23 protein-coding genes and 2 pseudogenes are annotated in these 23,701 nt (G+C 71.1%); 9 read left to right on the forward strand and 16 right to left on the reverse strand.

Annotated features, from left to right (window positions below; genetic code table 11):
- Position 1: 1 nt before the first annotated feature.
- From ACGF8A_RS12750 to ACGF8A_RS12805, 12 genes are all read right to left on the reverse strand, one after another.
- On the reverse strand, positions 2-466 hold the full coding sequence (locus ACGF8A_RS12750; protein ID WP_393107173.1) for a hypothetical protein: 465 nt from the start codon (positions 464-466) through the stop codon (positions 2-4).
- 59 nt (positions 467-525) lie between these two features.
- Positions 526-1,806, reverse strand: coding sequence for an MCE family protein (locus ACGF8A_RS12755; RefSeq protein WP_393107175.1), 1,281 nt, complete (start codon positions 1,804-1,806; stop codon positions 526-528).
- Entirely contained in the window at positions 1,803-3,134 is a 1,332-nt protein-coding gene (locus ACGF8A_RS12760; RefSeq protein ID WP_393107177.1) for an MCE family protein, read from the reverse strand. The genes ACGF8A_RS12755 and ACGF8A_RS12760 overlap by 4 nt, the downstream gene beginning before the upstream one ends.
- A complete protein-coding gene (locus tag ACGF8A_RS12765) occupies positions 3,131-4,246 on the reverse strand; it encodes an MCE family protein (protein ID WP_393107179.1) in 1,116 nt (371 codons plus the stop codon). The genes ACGF8A_RS12760 and ACGF8A_RS12765 overlap by 4 nt, the downstream gene beginning before the upstream one ends.
- On the reverse strand, positions 4,243-5,250 hold the full coding sequence (locus ACGF8A_RS12770; protein ID WP_393107181.1) for an MCE family protein: 1,008 nt from the start codon (positions 5,248-5,250) through the stop codon (positions 4,243-4,245). Before ACGF8A_RS12770 ends, ACGF8A_RS12765 begins: the two co-directional genes overlap by 4 nt.
- A complete protein-coding gene (locus ACGF8A_RS12775; RefSeq protein WP_393107182.1) occupies positions 5,247-6,281 on the reverse strand; it encodes an MCE family protein in 1,035 nt (344 codons plus the stop codon). Before ACGF8A_RS12775 ends, ACGF8A_RS12770 begins: the two co-directional genes overlap by 4 nt.
- Complete coding sequence (locus ACGF8A_RS12780; RefSeq protein WP_393107183.1) at positions 6,278-7,489, reverse strand: MCE family protein; 1,212 nt, start codon at positions 7,487-7,489, stop codon at positions 6,278-6,280. The genes ACGF8A_RS12775 and ACGF8A_RS12780 overlap by 4 nt, the downstream gene beginning before the upstream one ends.
- Positions 7,490-7,494: 5 nt before the next feature.
- Positions 7,495-8,310, reverse strand: a complete 816-nt coding sequence (locus ACGF8A_RS12785; protein ID WP_393107185.1) for an MlaE family ABC transporter permease — start codon at positions 8,308-8,310, stop codon at positions 7,495-7,497.
- A gap of 3 nt (positions 8,311-8,313) precedes the next feature.
- Entirely contained in the window at positions 8,314-9,084 is a 771-nt protein-coding gene (locus ACGF8A_RS12790) for an MlaE family ABC transporter permease (RefSeq protein ID WP_393107187.1), read from the reverse strand.
- Positions 9,081-9,995, reverse strand: a complete 915-nt coding sequence (locus tag ACGF8A_RS12795; RefSeq protein WP_393107189.1) for an ABC transporter ATP-binding protein — start codon at positions 9,993-9,995, stop codon at positions 9,081-9,083. The genes ACGF8A_RS12790 and ACGF8A_RS12795 overlap by 4 nt, the downstream gene beginning before the upstream one ends.
- A gap of 106 nt (positions 9,996-10,101) precedes the next feature.
- Positions 10,102-11,151 carry a sigma-70 family RNA polymerase sigma factor gene (locus tag ACGF8A_RS12800; RefSeq protein WP_393107191.1) on the reverse strand — a complete coding sequence of 350 codons (1,050 nt, stop codon included), beginning with the start codon at positions 11,149-11,151 and terminating at the stop codon, positions 10,102-10,104.
- A 52-nt stretch (positions 11,152-11,203) separates the two neighbouring features.
- Complete coding sequence (locus tag ACGF8A_RS12805; protein WP_393107193.1) at positions 11,204-12,271, reverse strand: lytic transglycosylase domain-containing protein; 1,068 nt, start codon at positions 12,269-12,271, stop codon at positions 11,204-11,206.
- A 270-nt stretch (positions 12,272-12,541) separates the two neighbouring features.
- Here ACGF8A_RS12805 and ACGF8A_RS12810 point away from each other — a divergent pair, with 270 nt between their 5' ends.
- From ACGF8A_RS12810 to ACGF8A_RS12840, 7 genes are all read left to right on the forward strand, one after another.
- The gene (locus ACGF8A_RS12810; RefSeq protein ID WP_393107195.1) at positions 12,542-12,793 is read left to right on the forward strand and encodes a hypothetical protein; all 252 of its coding nucleotides are present in this window, start codon (positions 12,542-12,544) and stop codon (positions 12,791-12,793) included.
- Positions 12,790-13,152 carry a helix-turn-helix domain-containing protein gene (locus ACGF8A_RS12815; RefSeq protein WP_393107197.1) on the forward strand — a complete coding sequence of 121 codons (363 nt, stop codon included), beginning with the start codon at positions 12,790-12,792 and terminating at the stop codon, positions 13,150-13,152. Before ACGF8A_RS12810 ends, ACGF8A_RS12815 begins: the two co-directional genes overlap by 4 nt.
- Before the next feature lie 157 nt (positions 13,153-13,309).
- Positions 13,310-13,822 carry a 2-oxo-4-hydroxy-4-carboxy-5-ureidoimidazoline decarboxylase gene (gene uraD, locus ACGF8A_RS12820; RefSeq protein WP_393107199.1) on the forward strand — a complete coding sequence of 171 codons (513 nt, stop codon included), beginning with the start codon at positions 13,310-13,312 and terminating at the stop codon, positions 13,820-13,822.
- Between the two features lie 4 nt (positions 13,823-13,826).
- Complete coding sequence (gene uraH, locus ACGF8A_RS12825) at positions 13,827-14,222, forward strand: hydroxyisourate hydrolase (protein WP_393107201.1); 396 nt, start codon at positions 13,827-13,829, stop codon at positions 14,220-14,222.
- 5 nt (positions 14,223-14,227) lie between these two features.
- The gene (gene pucL, locus ACGF8A_RS12830; RefSeq protein ID WP_393107203.1) at positions 14,228-15,151 is read left to right on the forward strand and encodes a factor-independent urate hydroxylase; all 924 of its coding nucleotides are present in this window, start codon (positions 14,228-14,230) and stop codon (positions 15,149-15,151) included.
- 128 nt (positions 15,152-15,279) lie between these two features.
- Positions 15,280-16,659 carry an 8-oxoguanine deaminase gene (locus ACGF8A_RS12835; RefSeq protein ID WP_393107205.1) on the forward strand — a complete coding sequence of 460 codons (1,380 nt, stop codon included), beginning with the start codon at positions 15,280-15,282 and terminating at the stop codon, positions 16,657-16,659.
- 298 nt (positions 16,660-16,957) lie between these two features.
- Complete coding sequence (locus ACGF8A_RS12840) at positions 16,958-18,274, forward strand: nucleobase:cation symporter-2 family protein (RefSeq protein WP_393107230.1); 1,317 nt, start codon at positions 16,958-16,960, stop codon at positions 18,272-18,274.
- On the opposite strand, the gene ACGF8A_RS12845 is transcribed toward ACGF8A_RS12840, so the two are convergent.
- Positions 18,240-18,842 (reverse strand): 3'-5' exoribonuclease domain-containing protein, encoded by a 603-nt coding sequence (locus ACGF8A_RS12845; RefSeq protein WP_393107207.1) that lies wholly within the window; start codon positions 18,840-18,842, stop codon positions 18,240-18,242. The two genes, ACGF8A_RS12840 and ACGF8A_RS12845, sit on opposite strands and share 35 nt — an antisense overlap.
- A gap of 83 nt (positions 18,843-18,925) precedes the next feature.
- Positions 18,926-19,441: pseudogene (locus ACGF8A_RS12850) on the reverse strand (MFS transporter); the annotation flags it as partial.
- On the opposite strand from ACGF8A_RS12850, the pseudogene ACGF8A_RS12855 reads away from it, so the two are divergent.
- Positions 19,435-19,668 (forward strand): annotated as a pseudogene (locus ACGF8A_RS12855) (winged helix-turn-helix transcriptional regulator); the annotation flags it as partial. The pseudogenes ACGF8A_RS12850 and ACGF8A_RS12855 sit on opposite strands and share 7 nt — an antisense overlap.
- Positions 19,669-19,683: 15 nt before the next feature.
- Here ACGF8A_RS12855 and ACGF8A_RS12860 read toward each other — a convergent pair.
- Both ACGF8A_RS12860 and ACGF8A_RS12865 read right to left on the reverse strand, forming a co-directional pair.
- Positions 19,684-20,106 carry an acyl-CoA thioesterase gene (locus ACGF8A_RS12860; RefSeq protein WP_393107209.1) on the reverse strand — a complete coding sequence of 141 codons (423 nt, stop codon included), beginning with the start codon at positions 20,104-20,106 and terminating at the stop codon, positions 19,684-19,686.
- Positions 20,107-20,170: 64 nt separating this feature from the next.
- A complete protein-coding gene (locus ACGF8A_RS12865; protein ID WP_393107211.1) occupies positions 20,171-20,788 on the reverse strand; it encodes a hypothetical protein in 618 nt (205 codons plus the stop codon).
- A gap of 661 nt (positions 20,789-21,449) precedes the next feature.
- Here ACGF8A_RS12865 and ACGF8A_RS12870 point away from each other — a divergent pair.
- Positions 21,450-23,624 carry a hypothetical protein gene (locus ACGF8A_RS12870; protein ID WP_393107213.1) on the forward strand — a complete coding sequence of 725 codons (2,175 nt, stop codon included), beginning with the start codon at positions 21,450-21,452 and terminating at the stop codon, positions 23,622-23,624.
- Positions 23,625-23,701 lie beyond the last annotated feature (77 nt).

Consider the following 23,701-nt stretch of genomic DNA (forward strand, 5'->3'; position numbering starts at 1 on the left):
TTCAGCCCACGAACTCGACGGCGGAGGTCAGCCAGCGGCCGCCCTCGTGGACCAGGTCGAGTTGCAGCCGGTACGTCCGTGCCTCGCCGTGGGGCGCCGCGGTGTTGGTCACCTTGCTGTCGGCGACCACCAGCACGCGGGCCGAGCGCTCGTCGGAGCGGACGATGCCCGCGTCCAGGACCTGGCCCTCGGACACGGACTTGTTCCGCGCGACGAGCTCGGTCAGCTCCTCGGTCTGCGCGGCGAACTCCTTCTTGAAGTCACCGGTCGCGCCCTTGAGCACGTTGGCGCTGTCCCGGTCGTAGCGCCGGTGGTCGAGCGAGGTGAAGTTGAGCGCCGACCGGCGGGCCGCCGTGAGGATGTCCTGGCGGCGCTGCTCCGCCTCCCGCTGCTCGTACACCCGGCTGCTCAGCCACAGCGCCGACGCGGTGCACAGGAGGGTCGCCACGACCAGCCCCACCGACATCGCTGCGGAGCGTCCGGCTCGGGCGGACAAGCCACGGGCCGCCCGGACCACCCTCCCTCTCATGCCATCGGTCCGACGAGCAGCCATTGCCACGACTCCTTTCCGAATACGGTCTGCAGGCCGCCCGTCGAGCCGATCTCGACGGGCGTTCCGTCCGGGCCGGTGAGACCACCGGTCCCCGGGTCGTACGGCGCCACGTACGCCGTCCGGTCGGCGCCGCCGGTGCCGGCCGCCGCGCCGGGGGCGTTCTGCGCGCCGCGCACCGAGGTCGCGCTGCCGCGCGGGGCCGCGCAGCGCGCGCCGGTGTTCGCCTCGCGTGTGCTGGTGTCGGCCGGGTCGCGCCGGGCGGTGCCGCCGTACCCCTCGGTGCAGGGCGGCGGGTCGTCGGCGTTCACGACCAGGCCGAAGTGGGTGGTGCCGTCGCCGGGGACGACCGTGTGGCTGCCCGCGACCACCACCGGGAAGGTGACCAGCGCCTGCTCCACGCCGGGCAGCCGGGCGAGCGTGACCTGTCCGCCGCTGATCAGGTTGGCCAGCAGCACCGACAGCCGCGGCTCGACCGACTTCAGCAGCGAGTTGATCTCCACCGCCGCCGGCGTCGCGTTGCCGATGAGCTTGCGCAGGTCACCGTCGCTGGACTTCAACTCCTCGGTCAGCAGCGCCAGATCGCGCGCGAAGGACTTGATCGACGAGCCCTGGTCGGCCTGCGTCTTCAGCACCTTCCGGGAGTCCTCGATCAGCGCGATCGTCTCGGGCAGCGACCCGGACGCCGACTCGACGAGCGCGTTGCCCGAATCGACCAGCCTGCCCAGGTGCGGGCCGGTACCGGCGAAGGCCTTGCCCAACTCGTCGACGGTGACCCGCAGATCGTCCTTGCCGACCGAGTTCACCAGCCGGTCGAGGCCGAGCACGAGGTCCGTCGTGGGCAGCGGCACACGCGTGCTGCCGCGCGGGATCGTGCTGCCGTCCAGCAGGTACGGCCCGTCGGACGCGCGCGGCTGGAGGTCGACGTACTGCTCGCCCACCGCCGAACGGTTCGCCACCACGGCGAGCGTGTCCGCCGGGATGCGCGGTGCCCCGTCCTTGATGTCCAGCGCGACGGAGACCCCGCCGCCGCCGGTCAGCCGCAACTCCCCGACCCGGCCCACCGGCACCCCGCGATAGGTGACCTCGGCGCCGGTGAAGATGCCCCCGGACGCCGCGAAGTCGGCCCGCACGGTGTAGCCGCGGCCGAGGACACCGTCCACCAGGCCCGTGTACTCGGCACCGACGTACGACACACCGACGGCGGTGATGGCGGCGAAGGCGACCAGCTGGGCCTTGACCGTACGGGTGATCACGGCTGTATCCCCTTCAGCAGCAGTTCGGCGAGGGCGAGGTCGATCCCCGGCGCCAGGCCCCGGCCGGTGCCGCGAGCGCCGGTGCCAGGTGCGCCGCTGCCCTGTGCGCCGCTGCCCTGTGCGCCGGTCCCGTGAGCGGCCGTGCACACCGGCGGGCACAGCAGGTCTGCGGGCGGAGGCGAGGGGGCGGGCGGCGCGTCGGGCAGTCCGGGGCCGGGCGTCGGCACGCCCGGCAGGCCGGGCACGTCGGGAAGTTCCGGGACGTCAGGAAGAGCGGGCGGGTCCGGAAGATCCGGAGTGTCGGGAGCGCCGCCCCCGTCGCCGCCGCCCGGCTCCTCCGCCAGGTTCCCGTACAGGCTCGCCAGATCGAGATCGGCCGTGACACTCAGGTTCACGTAGTCGCCCTTGATCGCGTCCACCGCGTTCCGCGGGAAGGGGTAGGTGGTCAGCAGTTCCAGGGCGTTGGGCAGGTCGGCGCCCGCCTTGTTCAGCTGCTTCAGGATCGGGCGCAGCCGCTTCAGATTGGCGACCGTGTCGTCCCGCGAGGCCCTGACCACTTCGGTGCCGGTGGTGCCGAGCCTCGACAGGGCGGTGAGCATCCTCGTCAGGTCGCGCCGCTGATCGGCGAGTACCTTGAGTGCCGGCGGCATCGTGTCGACGGCCGTGGCGATCGTCCGTTTCTCCTTCCCCAGCCGCCCCGCGAGCCGGTCGACGGCCTCGATCGCGCGGACGATGTCCCGGCGCTGGTCGTCGAGGCCGCCCAGGAAGGTGTCCAGCTCCTTGAGCAGGGACCTGACCCGGTTCTCCCGTCCCTCCAGGGCCTTGTTGAGTTCCACGGTGATCGTCTTGAGCTGGGCCACTCCACCGCCGTTGAGGAGCGCGGACAGGGCGGACAGCACCTCCTCGATCTCCGGGTTGCGGCCGCTGCGGCCGAGCGGGACACGGTCGCCGTCGCGCAGCCGCCCCACGGGCGCCGTGCCGGGCGGGGCGGCCAGGGCGACGTACTTCTCGCCCAGGACGCTGGTCTGCCTCAGCTCGGCGACCGCGTTGGCGGGCAGCTTCACCGAGTCGGCGACCCGCAGTCGTACGCGCGCGTGCCAGCCGTCCAGCTCCACCTTCTCCACGGAGCCCACGGTGACCTCGTCGACCTTCACGGCCGACTGCGGGACCAGGTCGAGGACGTCGCGGAACTCGACGGTGACGCGGTACGCGCGGTCGCCCGAGGCGGCCCCGCCGGGAAGTTCGACGTCGTACCAGCCGTTGAACTCGCAGCCGGACAGCAGCAGCGAGGCCACCGCCACCCACGCACACCTGCGCGCCCCGCTCATGCGCCGCCCTCCAGGATGCCGCCCAGCGTCCGGTCGGCCGTGCCCGGCACGGCGGGCGCGGCCGGCACCTCGGGCAGGGAGCCGAACAGCTTCTCCAGTTCCGCGCAGTCGGCCCGCTCGCCGGTGGTCCTCAGCACGGAGCACAGCAGTGCGGCCGGGTCCTGCGGGTGCTGCGGGTTGTTGCGGGTGTCGAGGGTTCCGGAGGAGGCGTTGTAGGCGTTCTGGAGGTTCGACAGTCCCGTGGGGGCGACCTCCAGCAGCTCCTCCAGGGCCGCCCGCTGGGCGACGAGGACCTTGGTCACCTTGCTGAGGCCCTTCACGTTCGACGTCAGTGACCGCTTGTTCTCCTTCACGAACGCGGACACGTCACCGAGCGCGGCGGCGAGGTTGCGCAGGGCCGCCGCGAGGTCGTCGCGCTCCCCGGCGAGCTGCTCGGCCACCTGGGCGAGGCTGGTGTTGAACGACCGCACACTCCTGTCGTCCGCCGCCAGCGCCGCCGTGAACACCTGGAGGTTGCGCACGGTGCCGAACAGGTCCCCGCGTCCGTCGGACAGCGTGGTCACGGCCTCGGAGAGGTCCCTCACCGTCCGGTGGATGTTCTCGCCCTGGCCGTCGAGGTTCTCCGCGCTCACCCCGAGCAGCCGGGACAGGGAGCCGTCCCTGTTGGCGCCGTCGGGGCCGAGCGCCTCCGCCGTGGTGTGCAGACTGTCGAAGATCCGGTCCAGCTCGACCGGCACGGCCGTGCGCGACCGGGGAATGACGGCGCCGTCCCGCAGGACCGGGCCCTTGCGGTACACCGGCAGCAGCTGCACGTAACGGTCACTGACCACCGAGGAGTTGATGATGGCGGCCTGTGCGCCGGCCGGCACCCGGCGTGCCTCGTCGTACTCCAGCTCCACCCGTACCCGGCCGCCTTGCGGCGTGACGGCCCGCACCTCGCCGATCCGGACCCCGAGGACCCGGACGTCGGAGCCGGGATAGATCCCGACCGTGCGCGCGAAGTAGGCGGTGACCCGCACCTTCCCGGGGCGCGGCCACAGGACGAGGGCGAGTCCGGCGACCAGGGCCAGTACGACGAGCAGCGCCAGTCGTTTCCGCAACGCGGGTCTCATCGTGCGCCTCCCGTGCTCGGCACCACCGGGGCGGCGACCAGGTTCTGGACGTAGGAGTCGAACCAGCGGCCGTTGCCCAGGGTGTTGGTGAAGACCCGGACGTAGGGCGCGAGGAGTTTGACGCTGCGGTCCAGGCTCGACTGGTTGCGTTCGAGCATCTTCACCACCTGGTTCAGGCCCTTCAGCGCCGGTCCGATCTCCTTGTCGTTGTCCTCGACCAGGCCGGAGAGTTCGACGCCGAGCGCGGCGGAGGTCGTCAGCAGCTTGTGGATGGCCTCGCGCCGCTTGCTGATCTCCTTGAACAGCTTGTCGCCGTCCTCCACGAGGGCGGTGAAGTCCGAGGAACGCTCGGCCAGTACGCCGGTGACGCCGTTCGCGTGGTCGAGGAGTTCACGCAGCGCCTTGTCGCGCGAGGCGACGGTCCGGGAGATCTTCGACAGGCCCTCGACGGACGCCCGGACCTCGGCGGGGGAGTCCTCGAAGGTGGTGGAGATGGTGTCCAGGGCCGTCGCCAGCCGTTCGGTGTCGACCTCCTCCGTGGTGGTCGTCAGATCGCTGAACGCCTGCACGACGTCGTACGCCGGGACGGTCCGCGTCAGCGGGATCTCACTGCCGGGCGCCAGCTGTCCGGCACCTTCGGGGTGCAGGGCGAGGTACTTGGCGCCGAGGATCGTCTTCACCCGGATCGAGGCGCCGGTCGCGGTGCCGAACTCCGGGTCGCCCTTGATCTTGAAGGTCACCTTGACGTGGTCGCCGTCCAGGTCGACCTGCTGGACCTTGCCGGTCTTGACCCCGGCGATCCGCACCTCGTCCCCGGGCTTGAGCCCGCCCGCCTCCGCGAAGGCGGCGCTGTACGTCTCCCCGTCGCCGATCACCGGCAGGGAGTCGGCGTGGAACGCGGCGACGGTGAGCAGCGCGAGGGTGGTGAGGCCGACGGCGCCGATCGTGACGGGGTTGCGCTCACGGAAGGGCCGGATCCGCAGCCGCGGCAGCCGGATCGTCATCCCGCGCACCTCGCCCTCGCCACGTGCATCTCGGGCGTGATCACCTCGCGTGTCCTCGGCAGCACGATCCGGCCGTCGAAGTCGCAGAGGTAGAAGTTGAACCACGAGCCGTAGGACGCCGTCCCGGTCAGCTCGTTCAGCTTGTTCGGCAGCCGCTTCAGGACGCCCTCCACGGTCTTCTCGTTCCTGTTCAGCGTTCCGGTGAGCTCGGTCAGCTCGGCGATGTCGTCCTTCAGCGGCGGACGGGCGTCCGCGAGCAGGCCCGACGTGGCCTCCGTGAGGTCGCCGATGCTCACCAGCGACTCCCCGATCGGCTTGCGGTCGGCGGACAGCCCCGAGATCACCCGGCGCAGCTGCCTGAGCAGCCCGGAGAAGCGGGCGCCGCGCCGGTCGAGCGTCGCCAGCACGGTGTTGAGGTTGTCGATGACGGAGCCGATCAACTGGTCCCGGCCGGCGAGGGTGGTGGTGAGCGAGGCCGTGTGCGCCAGCAGGCTGTCGACCGTTCCGCCCTCGCCCTGGAGGGTCTTGATGATCTCGGTGGCGAGCTGGTTGACGTCCTTGGGGCTGAGCGCGGCGAACAGCGGCTTGAAGCCGTTCAGCAGCGCGTTGAGGTCCAGCGCGGGCTGGGTGCGCGCCGGCGGGATGGTGCCGCCGGGCCGCAGCCGGGTGCCGTCGCCCGCGCCCTCGGTCAGGGCCACGTACCGCTGCCCGACGAGGTTGCGGTAGCGGATCACCGCCCCGGTGCTGGTGAGCAGCGGGCGGTCCTCGGTGACGGTGAAGGTGACCTCCGCCCGTGTCCGGTCCTTGATGCGGATGCCCTCGACCTCGCCGACCCGTACCCCGGCCACCCGGATGTCGTCGCCCTCCTCCAGGCCGGTGACGTCGGTGAACACCGCGCGGTAGGTGTGCTCGGGGGTGAAGGAGACGTTGACGATGGTGGCGGCGAGCAGGGCCGTCGCCAGGATCGTCACCAGCGCGAAGAGGCTGAACTTGATCAGCGGCGCCGCGGTCCGGCGCGCACGCGTGCTCATGCGACGCTCACCGCCGTCCCCCGTGCCATCGGCCCGAACAGCAGCGTCGCCACCGGCGGCACCTCGTCGGCGGGCACGCCCAGCACGGGAGCCACGAGCGAACCGACGGCCCGCTGCTCGGCCCGCGTCCCCGACACCCCGGACGTGCCGTCGTTCAGCTTGGTGTGCGGCGCGGGCACGCCCGGGTGGGGCAGGCCGCGGCAGTTCGGGCCGGACCGTTCGCCGTAGCGCGGCTCCTCGCCGGGCTCGTACGCCGGCCGGTGCCGTACGACCTCCAGGGTGATCCGCATCCTCCCGCCCCGGAACGCGTCCTGGGAGGCCGCGTCCTGCCGGACCAGGCCGTCGAGGAGGCACGGGTACTCGGGCGAGTAGCGGGCGAACAGCTCCAGCGTGGGCCGGGAGACCCGGCCCAGCGTGATCAGCCGGTCGCCGGTCGCGGCGAGGAATCCGTCCGCCGTGCGGGCGGCGGTCGTGGTCGAGGTGAGCGCTGCGGCCAACTGTTCCTCCTTCTCCACCAGCGTGCGGCTGGTCGTGACGGTGTTGCGGAGGATCCGCAGCAGGTCGGGCGCCGCGTCGCCGTACACCTCGGCGACGTCCGCGAACCGCGCGATGTCCTCCTTCAGGGACGGCAGATGCGGGTTGAGGCGGCGCAGATAGGCCTCCACGCGCGTGAGGTTGTCGCCGATCCGGTCGCCGCGCCCCTCCAGTGCCGTGGCGAACGCGGAGAGCGTGGCGTTGAGTTCACCGGGCTTCACCGTCCGCAGCAACGGCAGCAGGTCGTTCATCAGCTGCTGGAGCTCGATGCCGACGCGGGTGCGGTCCTGGGTGATGACGTCCCCGGCGCGGATCGGCCGCGCGGACGAGCCGGCGGGCACCACCAGGTCTACGTACTTCTCGCCGAACAGCGTCTTGGGCAGCAGCCGCGCGTGCACGTCGGCGGGGATGTACGCGACGTGCTCCGGCTTGAGCGCGATGTCCAGGGTGGCCTTCGTGCCGTCCGCGCGCACCCCGCGCACCTCGCCGACCAGCAGCCCGCGCAGCTTGACGTCGGCCCGCCGGTCGAGCTGGTTGCCCAGGCGGTCGGCCTCCAGTGTGATCCGCACGACGGGCGTGAACGCCTGCTGGTAGACGGCGACGGACAGGGACAGCAGCAGTGTGAGCACGGCGACGAAGACGACGCCGTACAACCGCAGCCTCAGCACCCTCACCCGGCTCACCCCGCGATCCGCACGGTCGTGTTGGCGCCCCAGATCGCCAGGGACAGGAAGAAGTCGAGGACGTTGATCGCCACGATCGAGGTCCGCACGGCCTTGCCCACCGCGACGCCGACGCCCGCCGGCCCGCCGCTCGCGTAGTAGCCGTAGAAGCAGTGCACGAGGATGATCACGACGGCGAAGACCAGCACCTTGCCGAAGGACCACAGCACGTCCACCGGGGGCAGGTACTGCTGGAAGTAGTGGTCGTAGGTGCCCGCCGACTGCCCGTAGTAGCCGGTGGTGATGGTGCGGGCGGCGAGGTACGACGACAGCAGCCCGACCACGTACAGCGGGATCACCGCGACGAACCCGGCGATCATCCGGGTGGTCACGAGGAACGGCAGCGAGGGCACGCCCATGACCTCCAGCGCGTCGGTCTCCTCGCTGATCCGCATCGCGCCGAGCTGGGCGGTGAACCCGGCGCCGACCGTCGCGGACAGGGCGAGCCCGGCCACCAGCGGCGCGATCTCGCGGGTGTTGAAGTACGCCGACAGGAACGCCACGAAGTTGGACGTGCCGAGCTGGTTGAGCGCGGCGTACCCCTGGAGGCCCACCTCGGTGCCGGTGAAGAACGACAGGAAGGCGATCACGCCGACGGTGCCGCCGACGACGGCGAGGGCGCCCCGGCCGAAGCTGACCTCGGCGAGCAGCCGCAGGACCTCCTTCTTGTAGCGGCGCAGGGTGCGGCCGGTCCAGGCCAGCGAGCGCCCGTAGAAGGTGAGTTGGGTGCCCAGGTCCTCGAGGGACTTCAGGGGGCGGTCGAGAAGTCTCATCGGCTAGCCCCTCTGCGGGACGACCTGGAAGTACACCGCGGTCATCACGAAGTTGGTCACGAACAGCAGCATGAAGGTGATCACCACCGACTGGTTCACCGCGTCGCCCACGCCCTTCGGGCCGCCCTTCGCGGTGAGTCCCTTGTACGAGGCGACGATCGCGGCGACGGCGCCGAAGACGAGCGCCTTGACCTCGGCCGCCCACAGGTCCGAGAGCTGGGCGAGCGTGGTGAAGGAGGCCAGGTACGCGCCGGGCGTGCCGTCCTGCAGGACGACGTTGAAGAAGTAGCCGCCCGCCACACCCACCACCGACACCAGGCCGTTGAGCAGCACCGCCACCAGCATCGACGCCAGCACACGCGGCACGACGAGGCGCTGGATCGGGTCGATGCCCAGCACCTGCATCGCGTCGATCTCCTCCCGGATCTTCCGCGCCCCGAGGTCCGCACAGATCGCTGTTCCGCCCGCGCCCGCGATCAGCAGCGCGGTCACGATCGGTGACGCCTCGCGCAGCACCGCGAGGACCGAGGCCGCGCCCGCGAACGACTGGGCGCCGAGCTGCCGGGTGAGGCTGCCGATCTGGAGGGCGATGACGGCGCCGAAGGGGATGGAGACGAGCGCGGTCGGCAGGATGGTCACGCTCGCGATGAACCATGCCTGCTGGATGAACTCCCGCACCTGGAAGGGCCGCTTGGGGACCGTCCGCACGATGTCCAGGGCCATCGCGAACAGGCTGCCGGAGTGGCGCAGCGCGCCGACGGGGTCGAGGCTCATGCCCGGGCCACCTCCTGCTCCCGCTCGGCGATGGCCTGCCAGCGGGGTGGCCGGGCGATGCCGGGGCCGGGCAGCAGCCGTGGCGTGAGGGGCTGAAGGGCGGTGGTTTCGTCGATCTGCGCCAGTTCCTGCTCGACCTGGGCGGCGTCCTTCTCCTCCGCCATGCCGATCGGGCCCTGCATCCGCCCGTTCAAAAACTGCCGCACGACCGGTTCGTCGCTGGTCAGGAGCTGGTCGCGAGGCCCGAACATCACCAGCTCGCGGCGGAACAGCAGCCCGATGTTGTCCGGGACCTGACGGGCCGAGGCGATGTCATGGGTGACGATCAGGAAGGTCGCGTCGATCTGGGCGTTCAGGTCGACGATGAGCTGGTTGAGGTAGGCGACGCGGACCGGGTCGAGGCCCGAGTCCGGCTCGTCGAAGAGGATGATCTCGGGGTCGAGGACCAGCGCGCGGGCCAGCCCGGCACGTTTGCGCATGCCGCCGGAGATCTCGCCGGGCAGTTTCTGCTCGGCACCGATCAGGCCGACCAGGTCCATCTTCGCGAGGACGATCCGCCGGACCTCGCTCTCCGGCTTGCGGGTGTGCTCACGCAGCGGGAAGGCGATGTTGTCGTACAGGTTCATCGAGCCGAACAGCGCGCCGTCCTGGAACAGCACGCCGAAGAGCTTGCGCACCTCGTACAGCTCGTGCTCGCGCAGCCCGGTGATGTCCCGGCCCTGGATCGTGATCGAGCCCCGGTCCGGCCTGAGCAGTCCGACGAGCGTCTTGAGGAACACCGACTTGCCCGTGCCCGAGGGGCCGAGCATGACCGAGACCTCACCGGCGGGCAGCGTCAGTGAGACGTCCTGCCAGATGACCTGGTGACCGAAGGACTTGGTCAGCCCTTCGACGCAGATCTCGACACCCATCCGGTTCACCCCTCAGCCGTGGAGCAGCTTCGACATCTGCTCTACGGGGAGGGGCGGGCGGTCCGTCGCGGCGGAGGCCGACTTTTTTCGGACCGGTCGAGCCGGGCTACGGGAGGGAGGGAACCGGTGCTCCGGCACTCTCCGGCGGATTCGGCGGATCGGTGAGGTCGGGGAGGTCCGGGAGGGCGGGACGGTCCGCGGGACGGTCCGGTACGGCGTGCGGGAGGTCGCGCACGTCCGGGCTGACGGGGATGCGGGGCAGTTGCGGTACTCCGGGCATCTCAGGCGCCAGTCCCGGCGCCGCGGACACCTCCGGCAGGGACGGCACCGACAGCGGCAGCAGCGGACGGTCTCCCGGTGTACGTGTCGGCTCCGGGGTGCCGGTCCTCAGGGCGGCAGGGCGCCCGGGCACGTCCGGGGATGCCGCCGGCCCGGGTGTGGCCGGCCGCCGCCACGCCTCCGGCGCCGGGGAGCCCGACGTCCCGGGCGTCCCGGGCGCCGTGCCCTGCCCGTCCCCGTCGTAGGCGTACGGCAGCACGAACCCGGCCACCGCCAGCGTCGCCGCCGTGGACGCCAGCGCGACGGCCTGCGCCTGCGAGGCCCCGCGCGGACTGCCCCGGCCGCACAGGAACAGGGCGAGACCGAGCGTGCCGGCCAGCGAGTCGCGCAGTGTGCGGCGGGCCCGGGCCAGCAGCGACTCCACCGTCCGGTAGCTCAGGCCCATCCGCACGGCGACCTGACCGACGTCCAGGTCCTGCGACTTCAGCCGGAGCGCCTCCGCCTGGCGCGCGGGCAGCTCCCCGCTGCGCACCGCCAGCCACTTGGCCTCCGCCCGGTCGCACACCGCCTCCTCGACCGGCACGGGGCCGGGCGCGATCAGCGTGGGGCTGGTGCGCACCTCGGCCTCGCGGTTGACCTGCCGGTACCGGTCCACGCACAGCCGGATCGTCACCGTCGTCAGCCAGGCCGCGAGCCGCTCGTCGTCCAGGTCGGGGCGCTCGGCGGCGCGCAGCATCGCCTCGTGCACGGCGTCCTCGGCGTCCTCCGGGGACATCGACCGGCGGCGGGCCACCTTGAGCAGGTGCTCACGGTGGCTCCACATGTGCTCCCAACGGTCGCGGGCCGCCTGTGCCTGCGCGGGCGTGTTCGTCGCCATGAGGGCCCCTTCGCGCTCATCCGCCGGTCGGCTCACCCGGCGGAGGGCGACATTACCGCCCGGTAGCCGTGCTTGTGGAGGGGGCGGCGCCCATCGACTCGCCTGCGGGCAGCAGGTCGCCGCCGGGCAGGCCGCCGCCCGGCAGGACGGCTCCGGCGCCCGGCAGGGGGAGCGGGGGCCGTGGCGACGGCGGCGTGGACGGGCGGCCGGCGGGGGACGGCCGAGATGCCGCGGGGGAGGGTGCCGGGGCGGGCGACGGTGTACCGGGTCCGTCGTCCGTGCGGCGGGTGCCCGGCGTGGGTGACGGCTCGCGCGGCACCGGCCGGTCGGCCTCGCGCTCCGGGCCGCGGCCGCCCGGCGTCCCGGCGTCCGGCACGACCCGGTGGCCCGCCAGGAAGTACGCGAACCAGGCCCGGACCGTGCGCAGGTACGCCGTCGAGTGGTTGTAGCCGAGGACCGCCGCGTCCAGGTCGCCGGGCGTGGTCAGATCCCGGCCGTCCGCGCACAGGTAGCGCCCGGCCGCGAGCGCCGCGTCGAAGACGTTGTGCGGGTCGGCCCGCCCGTCGCCGTTGCCGTCCGTGCCCCACACCGCCCAGGTCGAGGGGATGAACTGCATCGGACCGACCGCGCGGTCGTACACGGTGTCCCCGTCGAGCGCACCCCCGTCGGTGTCCCGGATGAGGGCGAAGCCGTCGCCGTCGAGGCGTGGGCCGAGGATCGGCGCCCGTGTCGTACCGTCCGCGGCCACCCGCCCGCCGCGCGCCTGACCGGACTCCACCTGCCCGACGGCGGCCAGCAGCTGCCACCGAAGCCCGCAGCCCGGCGACATGTGCGCGAGGCGGGCCTCGGCCCGCCGGTAGGCGGCGAACACGCTCACCGGCAGCGCGCCGTCCTCCTGCGACGTCATGGCCCGCCCTGCTCGCAGCGGCGGGAGCTCCGTGCGGTACGGGGTGTCCCCGGACACGCTCGGCCCACGTCCGGCGCCGGGCTCGGGGTGGGCGGGCGCGGCGGCCCGCGCCGACGGGGTGGCCCCCGGCGCCTGCGACGCGGTCAACGCCGCCAGGGCCACCGCCGCGATCGCCGTACCCTTCGCGCCCCTGACTCCGTGCCGTCCTGACATGCTGCGGCCCCTCCCTGTGCGGTCACTGCGGTCGACTGCTCTACGGGGAGGGTCGGCCCGTCCGTCGCCGGACGTGCCGGTTCGGCGACGGGAACGGTGCGGGAACGCCTTCCCGCGCCTGAGGGTGCCTTCCGGACCGCGATCCCTCCGGCGCCCTCCTGCACGCCCGACGGCCGTTGCCGTCCACCGGCCGGGCGGCACAATGTGCCCGCAGGTGCCCTCCGGGTGGAGGGCTGAGAGGATGCAGGTCAACGACGCCATGGGGGCACAGTGCGACTGAAAGTGGAATTCACGACGGAACCCTTCGACCTCGACGAGGCCCCCGCGCACGCGCTCGTGGCCCGCGAGGTGATCGAGGCGGCCGAGCTGGACGCCGTGGACGTCGGCCCCTTCGGCAACACCGCCGAAGGTGGCGCCGAAGAGGTGCTGACCGCCGTGGACGCCCTGCTGCGCAGGGCGCTGAAGGCGGGCGCCACCCGCGTCTCGCTCCAGGTCAACGTGGTCGGGGAGGGCGAGAGGTGACCGGTAACGAGTCTTTCATCGCCGCGGTGAAGCCCCTGGTCGACGCCATCGGGGGCGTGCTGATCGCCCCCGACGAGGCGAGTTCCGACGACGTCGTGCTGGCCTGGGAGGGCGTCGACGTGGTCGGGGTACGCCTGCCGCAGCTCGCCGACTCCCTCGACCACATCCTCGCGGCCATGGAGCGCAAGCAGGGCAAGCCGCTGTCCGAGCTCGACCGCAGGTCCAAGCAGGAGGTGGTGCGCATACTGGAGGCGCGGGGCGCCTTCTCGGTACGGCACGGAGTGGAGACGGTCGCGGGCGCGCTCGGCGTCAGCCGGTTCACCGTCTACAACTACCTCAACCGCGAGAAAGAGGCCTGACCAGGGCTTTCCACCGGTTGCAGCCGCCGTCCCGCGAGTTCGGGGCGGCGGTTTTGTCACCCCGAGTTTTCAACAAACTGTTGACGTGCTGTTCCGAAGGGCGTTAGCTGTCCGCAGCCCGTTCAGTACGAAGGCCGACAAGGCCACGGAGGCTCCCGTGACGTCCACTTCCACGCCGCCGGGCCTGGCCCGCTTCAACGCCCTGGAGGAGAACGCGGCCCTCGCCGCGTTGCGCGAGGCGTGCGCTTCCACGGCCTGGGCGAACCGGCTGCTCGTCGCCCGTCCCTACGCCACCGCCGGGGACCTCTACGGCGCCAGTGACGCCGCGATGGCCGACCTGACCCCCGCGGACCTCGATGAGGCCATGGCCGGGCACCCGCCGATCGGCCGCCCCAAGCCCGGCGATCCGACCTCGGCCCGGGAGCAGCGCGGCATGGCCGGCGCCTCCGAGGAGCTCAGGGCGGAGATGCTCGAACTGAACCTGGCCTACCAGGAGAAGTTCGGCCATGTCTTCCTGATCTGCGCCACCGGCCGCACCGGCGAGCAGATGCGCGACGCGCTCACGGAACGGATCGGGCACTCACCGGAGCAGGAGCGGGAGATCGTCCGCACCGAACTGGGGAAGATCAACCGCATCCGACTGGCCCGACTCGTCGAAGAGGACGCCTGACACCATGAGCACCAGCACCACCGCCTCCGTGTCCACGCACATCCTGGACACCTCCGTCGGCCGCCCCGCCGAGGGCGTCGCCGTCCATCTCTCCGCCCGCTCCGGGCGGGACGCGGACTGGAAGGCGCTCGGCGGTTCCGCGACCGACACCGACGGCCGGTGCAAGGACCTTCCGGCCCTGCCGGAGGGGACGACCCACGTGCGGCTCGACTTCGCCGTCGAGACGTACTTCGAGAAGAAGCAAGCCGATGCGCAGCAGGACGCCCCCGCGAATCGGGACAGCGGACCCGGTGTGTTCTTCCCGGAGGTGGCGATCACGTTCGCCGTCGTGCCGGGCGAGCACTACCACGTGCCGCTGCTGCTCAACCCGTTCGGCTACTCCGTTTACCGAGGGAGCTAGCAGACATGCCCACGATCCTGGGACAGAACCAGTACGGCAAGGCCGAGAACCGAGTCGTAAAGATCACGCGGGACGGCGCCACCCACCACATCAAGGACCTGAACGTGTCGGTGGCCCTGAGCGGCGACATGGACGAGGTCCACTACTCCGGCTCCAACGCCAACGTGCTGCCGACCGACACCACCAAGAACACGGTGTACGCGTTCGCCAAGGAGCACGGCATCGAGTCCGCCGAGCAGTTCGGCATCCACCTCGCCCGGCACTTCGTCACCTCGCAGGAGCCGATCCACCGGGCCCGGATCCGCATCGAGGAGTACGCCTGGGAGCGGATCGAGACCTCCGACGCCAACTCCAGGTTCATCGGCGCGGACGAGGTCAAGCACTCCTTCGTCCGCAAGGGCCAGGAGACCCGGCTGACGCAGATCACCTACGACGGGTCGTCGTGGGAGGTCGTCTCGGGTCTGAAGGACCTGGTGGTGATGAACTCGACCAACTCCGAGTTCTGGGGCTACGTCAAGGACAAGTACACGACGCTCCAGGAGGCCTACGACCGCATCCTGGCCACCCAGGTCGCCGGCCGCTGGCGGTTCAACTGGACCGACGACGAGCAGCGGATGCCCCACTGGGAGAAGTCCTACGAGCAGGTCAGGAAGCACATGCTCCAGGCCTTCGCCGAGACGTACTCGCTGTCGCTGCAGCAGACTCTGTACCAGATGGGCTCGCGCATCATCAACAACCGCAGTGAGATCGACGAGGTCCGCTTCTCCCTCCCGAACAAGCACCACTTCCTGGTGGACCTGGAGCCGTTCGGGCTGAAGAACGACAACGAGGTGTACTTCGCCGCCGACCGCCCCTACGGCCTGATCGAGGCCACCATCCTCAGGGACGGCTGCGAGGCGAGGATCCCGACGGACCTCACCAACCTCTGATCGCCCCACCTTCGGCACCCGCGGCCGGCGCAGACGCAGGTTTCCGGCTCCCCGGCCGCGGCACTCAAAACTTCCAGGGTCCTGCCGTGCCCACCCCGACACAGTCCACTGAGCGAAAAGGACGAATCATGGCAGCAGCCCAGCGCATCGTCATCGAGAACTGTGCGATCGCGACCGTCGACGCCGACGACACCGAGTACGCCTCCGGGTACGTGGTCGTCGCGGACAACCGCATCGAGGCGCTCGGCTCGGGCAAGGCCCCCGAAGGCCTGGAGAACGTCGTACGCCGTATCGACGCCTCCGGCCACCTCGTGACCCCCGGTCTGGTCAACACCCACCACCACTTCTACCAGTGGATCACCCGGGGGCTGGCCACGGACCACAACCTCTTCAACTGGCTCGTCGCCCTGTACCCGGTCTGGGCGCGCATCGACGAGCGGATGACATACGCGGCCGCACAGGGCTCGCTCGCCATGATGGCCCGCGGCGGCGTCACCACGGCGATGGACCACCACTACGTCTTCCCGCAGGGCTCCGGAGACCTGTCGGGCTCCATCATCCGCGCCGCCCGCGAGATGGGCGTCCGCTTCACCCTCGCCCGCGGCTCCATGGACCGCAGCGAGAAGGACGGCGGGCTGCCGCCGGACTTCGCCGTGGAGAGCCTCGACGGCGCGCTCGCCGCGACCGAGGAGACCGTCGAACAGCACCACGACGCCTCCTTCGACGCGATGACCCAGGTCGCCGTCGCCCCCTGCTCCCCCTTCTCCGTCTCCACCGACCTCCTGCGCCAGGGCGCCGAACTGGCTCGCCGGCTCGGCGTGCGCCTGCACACCCACGGCTCGGAGACCGTGGAGGAGGAGAAGTTCTGCCACGAGCTGTTCGGCATGGGCCCGACCGACTACTTCGAGTCCACCGGCTGGCTCGGCGAGGACGTGTGGATGGCGCACTGCGTCCACATGAACGACTCCGACATCGCCGCCTTCGGGCGCACGAAGACCGGCGTCGCCCACTGCCCCTCCTCCAACGCCCGCCTCGCCGCCGGCATCGCCCGCGTCCCCGACATGCTCGCCGCCGGCGTCCCGGTCGGCCTCGGTGTCGACGGCACCGCGTCCAACGAGTCCGGCGAACTCCACACCGAGCTGCGCAACGCCCTGCTCATCAACCGCCTCGGCGCCCACCGCGAAGCCGCCCTGAACGCCCGTCAGGCGCTGCGCCTCGGCACGTACGGCGGCGCCCAGGTGCTCGGCCGCGCCGACCAGACCGGCTCCCTGGAGCCCGGCAAGCTCGCCGACCTCGTGCTGTGGAGGATGGACACCCTCGCCCACGCCTCCATCGCCGACCCGGTGACCGCGCTGGTCTTCGGCGCCGCGGCCCCGGTCACGGCCTCGTTCGTGAACGGCCGCCAGATCGTCGAGGACGGCCGGCTGCTCACGGTCGACGAGGACGCCGTCGCCCGCTCCACCCGGGACGAGGCGCAGCGGCTGGCGCGGATCGCCGCCCAGGGCTGACCTTCCCCAGACTCCGGCCGGGAGGGACGGCTCCCGGCCGGCAGCCGTGGACCCGAGCGGGGTCCACGGCGGCCGTGTCCGGGGCGCGCCCGCAACGAGCGCGCCCCGGAACGGTCCCCGTCACCCCCGGTCCCGCACGACCGGCGCACCACCTCCCTGAAACCCACGGCAGCCTTCCCGCGCGGCCGTGTACCCGACCGGAGGAGCCGCCGTGGCCGCTCAGCCCGATGCCGTACCGCCCACCGCCCCCGAGCAGCGAGCCGTCCATCCCGTCGACGAGAAGCTCCCCGCCCTGAAGATGGCGACCAGCGGCCTGCAGCACGTGGCCGCCATGTACGCCGGAGTCGTCGCCCCGCCCCTGATCGTCGGCGCCGCGATCGGCCTCACCGCCGCCGAACTCACCTTCCTCACCGGCGCCTGCCTGTTCACCGCCGGCCTCGCCACCATCCTCCAGACCATCGGCGTCTGGAAGATCGGCGCCAGACTGCCCTTCGTCAACGGCGTCACCTTCGCCGGGGTCGCCCCCATGACGGCGGTCGTCGCCGCCACCGACGACAAGTCCGACGCCCTGCCGATCATCTTCGGCGCGGTGATCGTGGCCGGACTTCTCGGCTTCCTCGCGGCGCCCTTCTTCAGCAAGATGGTCCGCTTCTTCCCGCCGGTGGTCACCGGCACCGTGATCACCCTGATCGGCATCTCCCTGCTGCCGGTCGCCTTCGGCTGGGCGCAGGGCGCGAGCCCCACCGCCGGCGACTACGGCTCGGCCACCAACCTGGGCCTCGCCGCCGCCACGCTGGTCATCGTCCTGGTGCTGCGCCGCTTCACCCGCGGCTTCGTCAAACAGATCGCCGTCCTGCTCGGCCTGGTCGCGGGCACCCTGGTCGCCGTGCCGCTCGGCGTCACGGACTTCGGGCCGGTCGCCGACGCGGACGTCGTCGGCTTCCCCACCCCGTTCCACTTCGGCGCCCCGCAGTTCCAGATCGCCGCGATCGTCTCGCTGTGCGTGGTCATGGTGGTGTCGATGACCGAGTCGACGGCGGACATGCTGGCGCTCGGCGAGATCGTGGACCGCCCGGCGGACGAGAAGACCATCGCGGCCGGCCTGCGCGCCGACACCCTGGGCTCGGCGCTCAGCCCCCTCTTCAACGGCTTCATGTGCAGCGCGTTCGCCCAGAACATCGGCCTGGTCGCCATGACGAAGATCCGCAGCCGGTACGTCGTCGCGACCGGCGGCGGCTTCCTGGTGCTGATGGGCCTGTGCCCGATGGCCGCCTCGCTGATCGCCGTCGTACCGCGTCCGGTGCTCGGCGGCGCGGGCGTGGTCCTGTTCGGCTCGGTCGCCGCGAGCGGCATCCAGACCCTGGTGCGGGCCGGGCTCGACAGGGACAACAACGTGCTGATCGTCGCCGTCTCGCTCGCCGTCGGCATCATCCCGATCACGGCGCCGGAGTTCTACCACGCCTTCCCGGAGACCGCGAGGATCGTCCTCGACTCCGGCATCTCGACGGGCTGCGTCGCGGCGGTCCTGCTCAACCTGGTCTTCAACCACCTCGGCAAGCGGGCTCGCGAGGCCGACGAGGTCACGGCGCCGATGGAGCCGGTGACCACGCCATGAGGTTGGCGAACAGCTCGGCCTGCTCGATGGCGTCGTCGAGGGCGTGATGGGTGTGGCGCCGCCTGCTCAGCAGGTGGCGCGGCATCGTGCCCTTGGCGACCGACCGCAGGGGAAGGCCCGCCTTCGTGGCGTACAGCGTCTTCATGTCCAGGCACCCCGAGTGCCCGAAGGGGCTCGCGCCGGTGAAGCGGATCAGGTACCAGTACAGGAACGTCCAGTCGTACGACGCCGGGTAGCCGCACATCACCGGCTGGGCGCCCTCGGCGACCTCCCGCACCCACGCCGCGAACTCGGCGAGGGCGACCGGCGGTTCGGCTCCTTCACGGGTGAGGCGCCCCCGGTCGAGCCCGCTCACCGCGAGCGCCTCGGGGACGAACCCCTCGCTGATCGGGCGGAGTTCGCGGTAGAAGGTCCGCTGCTCGGGATCGGCGGCGGTGAAGCCGTCGGCGTCCTGCCGGCCGGCCACCGCGGCACCGAGGCTGAGCATGGAGTACGGCCCCGGGATCGGGCCGTCGGCCTCGATGTCCACGGAGATGTAGAGGCTGGGTTTCACACGTCGTGGAGCCATGACCCCGAGCTTCGCAGCCCGGGGTCATGGCCCACATCCGAAATTCAGGGGGCTCGGGGCGTGTCCTCGGTCCCGCACCGAAGTCACGGACGCTCGGGGCGTGTCCTCAGTACGGCCGTCGCCAGCGCCAGCGCCCCCACCGCGACCGCCGTCGCCACCCGGAACGCCGGCTGGTAGCCCTCCGCCGTGGCCGCCACCTGCTCCCCGCCCCCGGCGAGCCGCCCCTCGGTGTGGCTCGCCGCGAGGGTGGACAGCACCGCCAGACCCAGCGAACCGCCCACCACCTGCGTGATGTTGAACAGCCCGGACGCCAGGCCCCCGTCCTCCTCGTGCGCCCCCGACATGGCGAGCCCGGCCAGCGCGGGCATCGCGGCGGCGAAACCGGCGGCGAGCAGCAGCGGCGGGAGTACGTCGGTGAGGTACGAGCCGCCCACAGGGGCCCGGCTGAGCAGGGCCATGCCGACGGTGATCAGCACGAGCCCGGCCAGCAGGACCCGGTACGCCCCGAACCTGCCGATCGTGCGGGCCGACAGCCCCAGCATCAGCAGACCGATCGCGATCGGCGCCGGAAGGAAGGCCGTGCCGGTGGTCAACTCGCCGCATGCTGACCCTCACCCTGCGCAATCTGGAACGCGACGGGCTGGTGGTACGGACCGTGCATCCCACGGTGCCGCCGAAGGTGGAGTACGAACTCACCCCCGTCGCCCGTCAGTTGCACGAGACGCTGCGACGGCTGACGGACTGGGCCGAGCGCAACCGGGTGTACATCGCCGAGGCACGGGCGTCGTACGACGCCGATCACGATCCGGAACTGGTCGGCGCGTAGGGCCGACCGGCGTTGCTACAGCCCGAGCAGGCCCGGGTCGGTCGCCAGCTTCTTGAAGTACGACGGCGGATCGGCCAGCAGCCTGCGCTCCTTCAGGTCCAGCAACCCGCCGACGCCGACAAGCTCCGCCGCGACCGTGCCGTCGGTCTTGCGGATCGTCTGGCGTATCGTGAACGTCTTGCCCCCGCCCCACTCGAAGGCGCACGTGACGTCGACCTCGTCGCCGGCCCGCAGTTCCCGCATATAGCGGATGGTCGTCTCCAGGGCCACCGGTCCCACGCCCGTGCCGATCAGACCGGCCTGGCCGATGCCCGCCGCGCGGAGCAGTGACCAGCGGGCGTGCTCGGCGTAGTTGAGGTAGACGGCCTGGTTGAGGTGGCCCTGCACGTCGGTCTCGTAGCCGCGGACCGTCACCCGGACGGAGAACGGTTCGGTCATGGCTTCCCCCTGTTGTGGTCGGTGCCGGGCACCCTCGATCTTGTCATGTCCATCATGCCCTCCGTCACGCCCTCCGCGGCGACGCCAGCAGATACCGCCTCCGCGTCCGCGGCTCGGTGTGCTCACCGACCTGCCAGCCCGCCCGCTGAAGCGTGGCCGCGCAGGCCCGCAGCGCCTCGGGGTCCGGCTCGTGCACGGCGACGGCCTCCGGCTGCGGGGTCGCCCGCACCCGGTAGCCCGCGCTGTCCTGGCCGGCGGGCTCGTGCCCGGCGGCCTCCAGCGCGAGGGCGGCGGCCTGTACCAGATGCGTCCGCTCCCAGCCGCACGGCCGGTCCGTGGCACCGTCGGGATTGGTCATCCGGCGCAGCTCCAGCAGGCCCTGCCAGGCGCTGTGCACTTCACGGACGCGGGACGGACCGGCGTCCGGCGCGGCCTCCTCCCCGCCGACGCGGGCGGCGAACACACCGGTGTCCACATCGGGCTCCGGCGCGGGCGGCTCGGCCTCCCGTATGCGATGCCCCGCCGGCGTCAGAAAGTGATCGTGCGGCGGCCGCGGATGCCGGAACGCCAGCCCTCGCTTCACCAGCCCCGCGAGCTGGGCTTCCGTCCCCTTCAACCGCCCGGTCACCGGATCGGCGGCGTCGATGACACGCCGCTGAGCGGCGGTCGGCGGACGCGTCACGGCGTGCTCCCTTCAAGCGCTGGGTACAGGAGCGCATCCGTGGCGCCCATCGAGACCCGTGAGACGTGGCCGGAGGGCGTCACGGTGCCCGAGACCTCAGCTTGTTCTTTGACCTTTGGTGCTTCTCGGGGCCTGCAACATGTACGGGACCGTGGTGACGAATGGGTTGTACCCACGACTGGCGGATGCGTCCCCAGCACTTGCCGCCGAGATCGGTGACCTGCTGCAGCTAAGGGTGTGCCGCTGGCCGAAGTAGTCGCTGACCTGGCATGGACATCTCTGGCTGAGCTCGGATCCTTCCCGGACCACGGTCACCGACATTGAGGTTCTGGACGGACGCGACCTCGGCCCAAACGCCCAGCGATCTGGTTGACCACGTTTGCTCCGCTGTCCGGGCCCATTCTGTCCGTACTCCGCCGGACCGCTCCGGCCGTCGCGCTCGCCGCGCTCACCCTGGGTGCGGCCTTGCACCGGGCATTGCGCGCCTGCCCCGGCCTGACCTCCGGCCCCCAGAAACCCCGAGTTCGGCAGCGGAGCCGTGGCTCACGGGCGCCCGCGGCATGGCCATCACGGATGTCTGTCGCGGCGGCCGGGGCTGGGCACCGCCTGCTGTTTCTTACCGTACGTCGACGTAGTCGCCTGGTGCGTTGGCTGCTGGGGAGTGGACATCTCCCGGACGGACGCCAACGGCAACCGGACCGAACTCGCCTACGACGCCCTCGGTCGTCTCACCGACGTGTGGTTGGCCGACCGCGACCGTGCCGGCGGGACGACCCCCAGCCACAAGTTCGAGTACGAAGTGCAGTCCGGTGCCGCTTCCTGGGTGGCGACCAAGTCACTGAACAACGATGGCACCACCTACTTGACCCAGTACGCCATTTACGACGCACTGCTGCGCCCGCGGCAGGTTCAGGTGCCCGCTGCCACCGGCACGGGCCGGGTGATCTCCGAAACCAAGTACGACACCCGCGGTCTCGCAGTCCAAACCGCCGCACAGTACATCGACACCAAAGCCCCCAGCGGCGCCCTGGCCACGCTGATCACCGCAGCACCCGCAGGCACCGAATCGGTCTTCGACGGCGCGGGACGCCCCACGGTGCAGAAGACCCTTGTCGACGGTCAGGAGCACTCGCGCACGACCACCACCTACGACGGCAACGCAACCATCGTCATCCCGCCCGCCGGTGCCCCGGCTGTTCGCGAGGAACACGACGCCCGCGGCCGCCTGGCTGAAAAGCGGGAGTACAACGGCAACACTGTTTCCGCCGACTACACCGGATTCACCTACTCCTACGACCATGCCGACCGCCTGAAAACGGTCAAGGACAACTACGGCAACACCTGGTCCTACGGCCATGACTTCCTCGGTCGGCAGACCAATGTCTCAGATCCCGACGCCGGAGTCTCCACCACCGAATACAACGACCTCGACCAGGCCGTCGCCGCGACCGATGCCCGCAACAAGACGATCGGCTACACCTACGACAACCTCGGCAGGCGGACGGCCCGAGTAGACGGCCCCGTGCCGCTCGTCGGCGGAGTACCCACCCCCGACGACGCGAAGATCCTGGCCCGCTGGTCCTACGACACCATCGCCAAGGGCCAGCTCACATCCAGCATCCGCTACGTCGGGGGCAAGACCGGTGACGTCTACGCCGTCACCAACGCCGGCTACGACAAGCTCAACCGGGTGCTGAAGGAGCAGTACACGATCAGCACCAAGGAAGGAGCATTGGCCGGCACTGGCTACTACACCATCAGCAACTCCTACAATCTCGACGGCACGCTGCAAAAGCGCACCATCCCCGCCATGGGCGGACTCGCCACCGAGACCCTCACCTACGGCTACACCCCCACCCGGCTCCCGGACACCCTCCAGGGCCTGACCGGCATCGTCCAGAACACCGACTACCTTCCGGCCGGCGAGCACATCCGCACCACCCTCGGCGTGTCTTCCAGCGCCGACTGGACCGACATCAACTACGCCTACGAAGACGGCACACAGCGCCTGGCACGCCAGACCGTCGTCTCCGAAACCCACACCGGCACCGACGCCGACATCTACTACCGCTATGGCAAAGCGGGCAACCCGACCGAGATCGACGACCGCTCCACCAGCCCCGGTGACAGGCAGTGCTTCGCCTACGACGGCCACCGCCGCCTGAAGACCGCCTGGACCGCCACAACCGACTGCGCCACCGCCCCCGCTATCAGCACCGTCGGCGGCCGCGCACCGTACTGGCAGAGCTTCACCTACGACTCCGCCGGAAACCGCAAGACCGCCACCAACCACCTCGCAACCGGGGGACCGGCCACCACCACCTACACCTACAAGACCTCCGACCAACCCCGCCCCCACGCCCTGGCCAACACCGTCACCAGCCTGGCCTCCGGCACACAGACCACCGACAGCTACACCTACTGGGAAAACGGAGCGACCAAGACCCGCAACCTCAACGGAACCACCCAGTCCCTCGACTGGGACGTGGAAGGCGAGCTGGCAAAGGTCACCGAAGCCAGCGGCAAAACCACCGCCTTCCTCAACGACGGCGACGGCAACAGGCTCATACGCCGGGACTCCACCGGCACCACCCTGTACTTGGGCGAGACCGAACTGCGCCTCGACAAGGCCAGCGGCAACGTCACCGCCACCCGCTACTACACCCACGCGGGCAAAACCGTGGCGATGCGCACCCCCGGCAGCCTGGCCTGGCTGTCCAGCGACCACCACGGCACCGCCGACCTCCAGATCGACGCCACCACCCAGGCCCTCACCCGCCGCCCCACCAAGCCCTTTGGCGAGGACCGCGGCACTGAACCCGGATCCACCGGCTGACGTCTGTGGACAACTTCTTCGGGAACGAGGAAGAGCCTTGTGACCTGCGATGATGGGAGTTCTTGAAGCTTCCAGCA

Origin of the sequence: Streptomyces sp. NPDC047706 (assembly GCF_043204795.1) — a bacterium.
Taxonomy (GTDB): Bacteria; Actinomycetota; Actinomycetes; order Streptomycetales; family Streptomycetaceae; genus Streptomyces.

Excerpts from the sequence above, each read along its gene's own strand:
- ACGF8A_RS12750 (WP_393107173.1), bottom strand. The coding sequence starts at position 466 with ATGTCGGTGGGGCTGGTCGTGGCGACCCTCCTGTGCACCGCGTCGGCG.
- ACGF8A_RS12760 (WP_393107177.1), bottom strand. The coding sequence starts at position 3,134 with ATGAGCGGGGCGCGCAGGTGTGCGTGGGTGGCGGTGGCCTCGCTGCTG.
- ACGF8A_RS12765 (WP_393107179.1), bottom strand. The coding sequence starts at position 4,246 with ATGAGACCCGCGTTGCGGAAACGACTGGCGCTGCTCGTCGTACTGGCC.
- ACGF8A_RS12770 (WP_393107181.1), bottom strand. The coding sequence starts at position 5,250 with ATGACGATCCGGCTGCCGCGGCTGCGGATCCGGCCCTTCCGTGAGCGC.
- ACGF8A_RS12775 (WP_393107182.1), bottom strand. The coding sequence starts at position 6,281 with ATGAGCACGCGTGCGCGCCGGACCGCGGCGCCGCTGATCAAGTTCAGC.
- ACGF8A_RS12785 (WP_393107185.1), bottom strand. The coding sequence starts at position 8,310 with ATGAGACTTCTCGACCGCCCCCTGAAGTCCCTCGAGGACCTGGGCACC.
- ACGF8A_RS12790 (WP_393107187.1), bottom strand. The coding sequence starts at position 9,084 with ATGAGCCTCGACCCCGTCGGCGCGCTGCGCCACTCCGGCAGCCTGTTC.
- ACGF8A_RS12795 (WP_393107189.1), bottom strand. The coding sequence starts at position 9,995 with ATGGGTGTCGAGATCTGCGTCGAAGGGCTGACCAAGTCCTTCGGTCAC.
- ACGF8A_RS12800 (WP_393107191.1), bottom strand. The coding sequence starts at position 11,151 with ATGGCGACGAACACGCCCGCGCAGGCACAGGCGGCCCGCGACCGTTGG.
- ACGF8A_RS12805 (WP_393107193.1), bottom strand. The coding sequence starts at position 12,271 with ATGTCAGGACGGCACGGAGTCAGGGGCGCGAAGGGTACGGCGATCGCG.
- uraH (WP_393107201.1), top strand. The coding sequence starts at position 13,827 with ATGAGCACCAGCACCACCGCCTCCGTGTCCACGCACATCCTGGACACC.
- pucL (WP_393107203.1), top strand. The coding sequence starts at position 14,228 with ATGCCCACGATCCTGGGACAGAACCAGTACGGCAAGGCCGAGAACCGA.
- ACGF8A_RS12835 (WP_393107205.1), top strand. The coding sequence starts at position 15,280 with ATGGCAGCAGCCCAGCGCATCGTCATCGAGAACTGTGCGATCGCGACC.
- ACGF8A_RS12840 (WP_393107230.1), top strand. The coding sequence starts at position 16,958 with ATGGCGACCAGCGGCCTGCAGCACGTGGCCGCCATGTACGCCGGAGTC.
- ACGF8A_RS12845 (WP_393107207.1), bottom strand. The coding sequence starts at position 18,842 with ATGGCTCCACGACGTGTGAAACCCAGCCTCTACATCTCCGTGGACATC.
- ACGF8A_RS12860 (WP_393107209.1), bottom strand. The coding sequence starts at position 20,106 with ATGACCGAACCGTTCTCCGTCCGGGTGACGGTCCGCGGCTACGAGACC.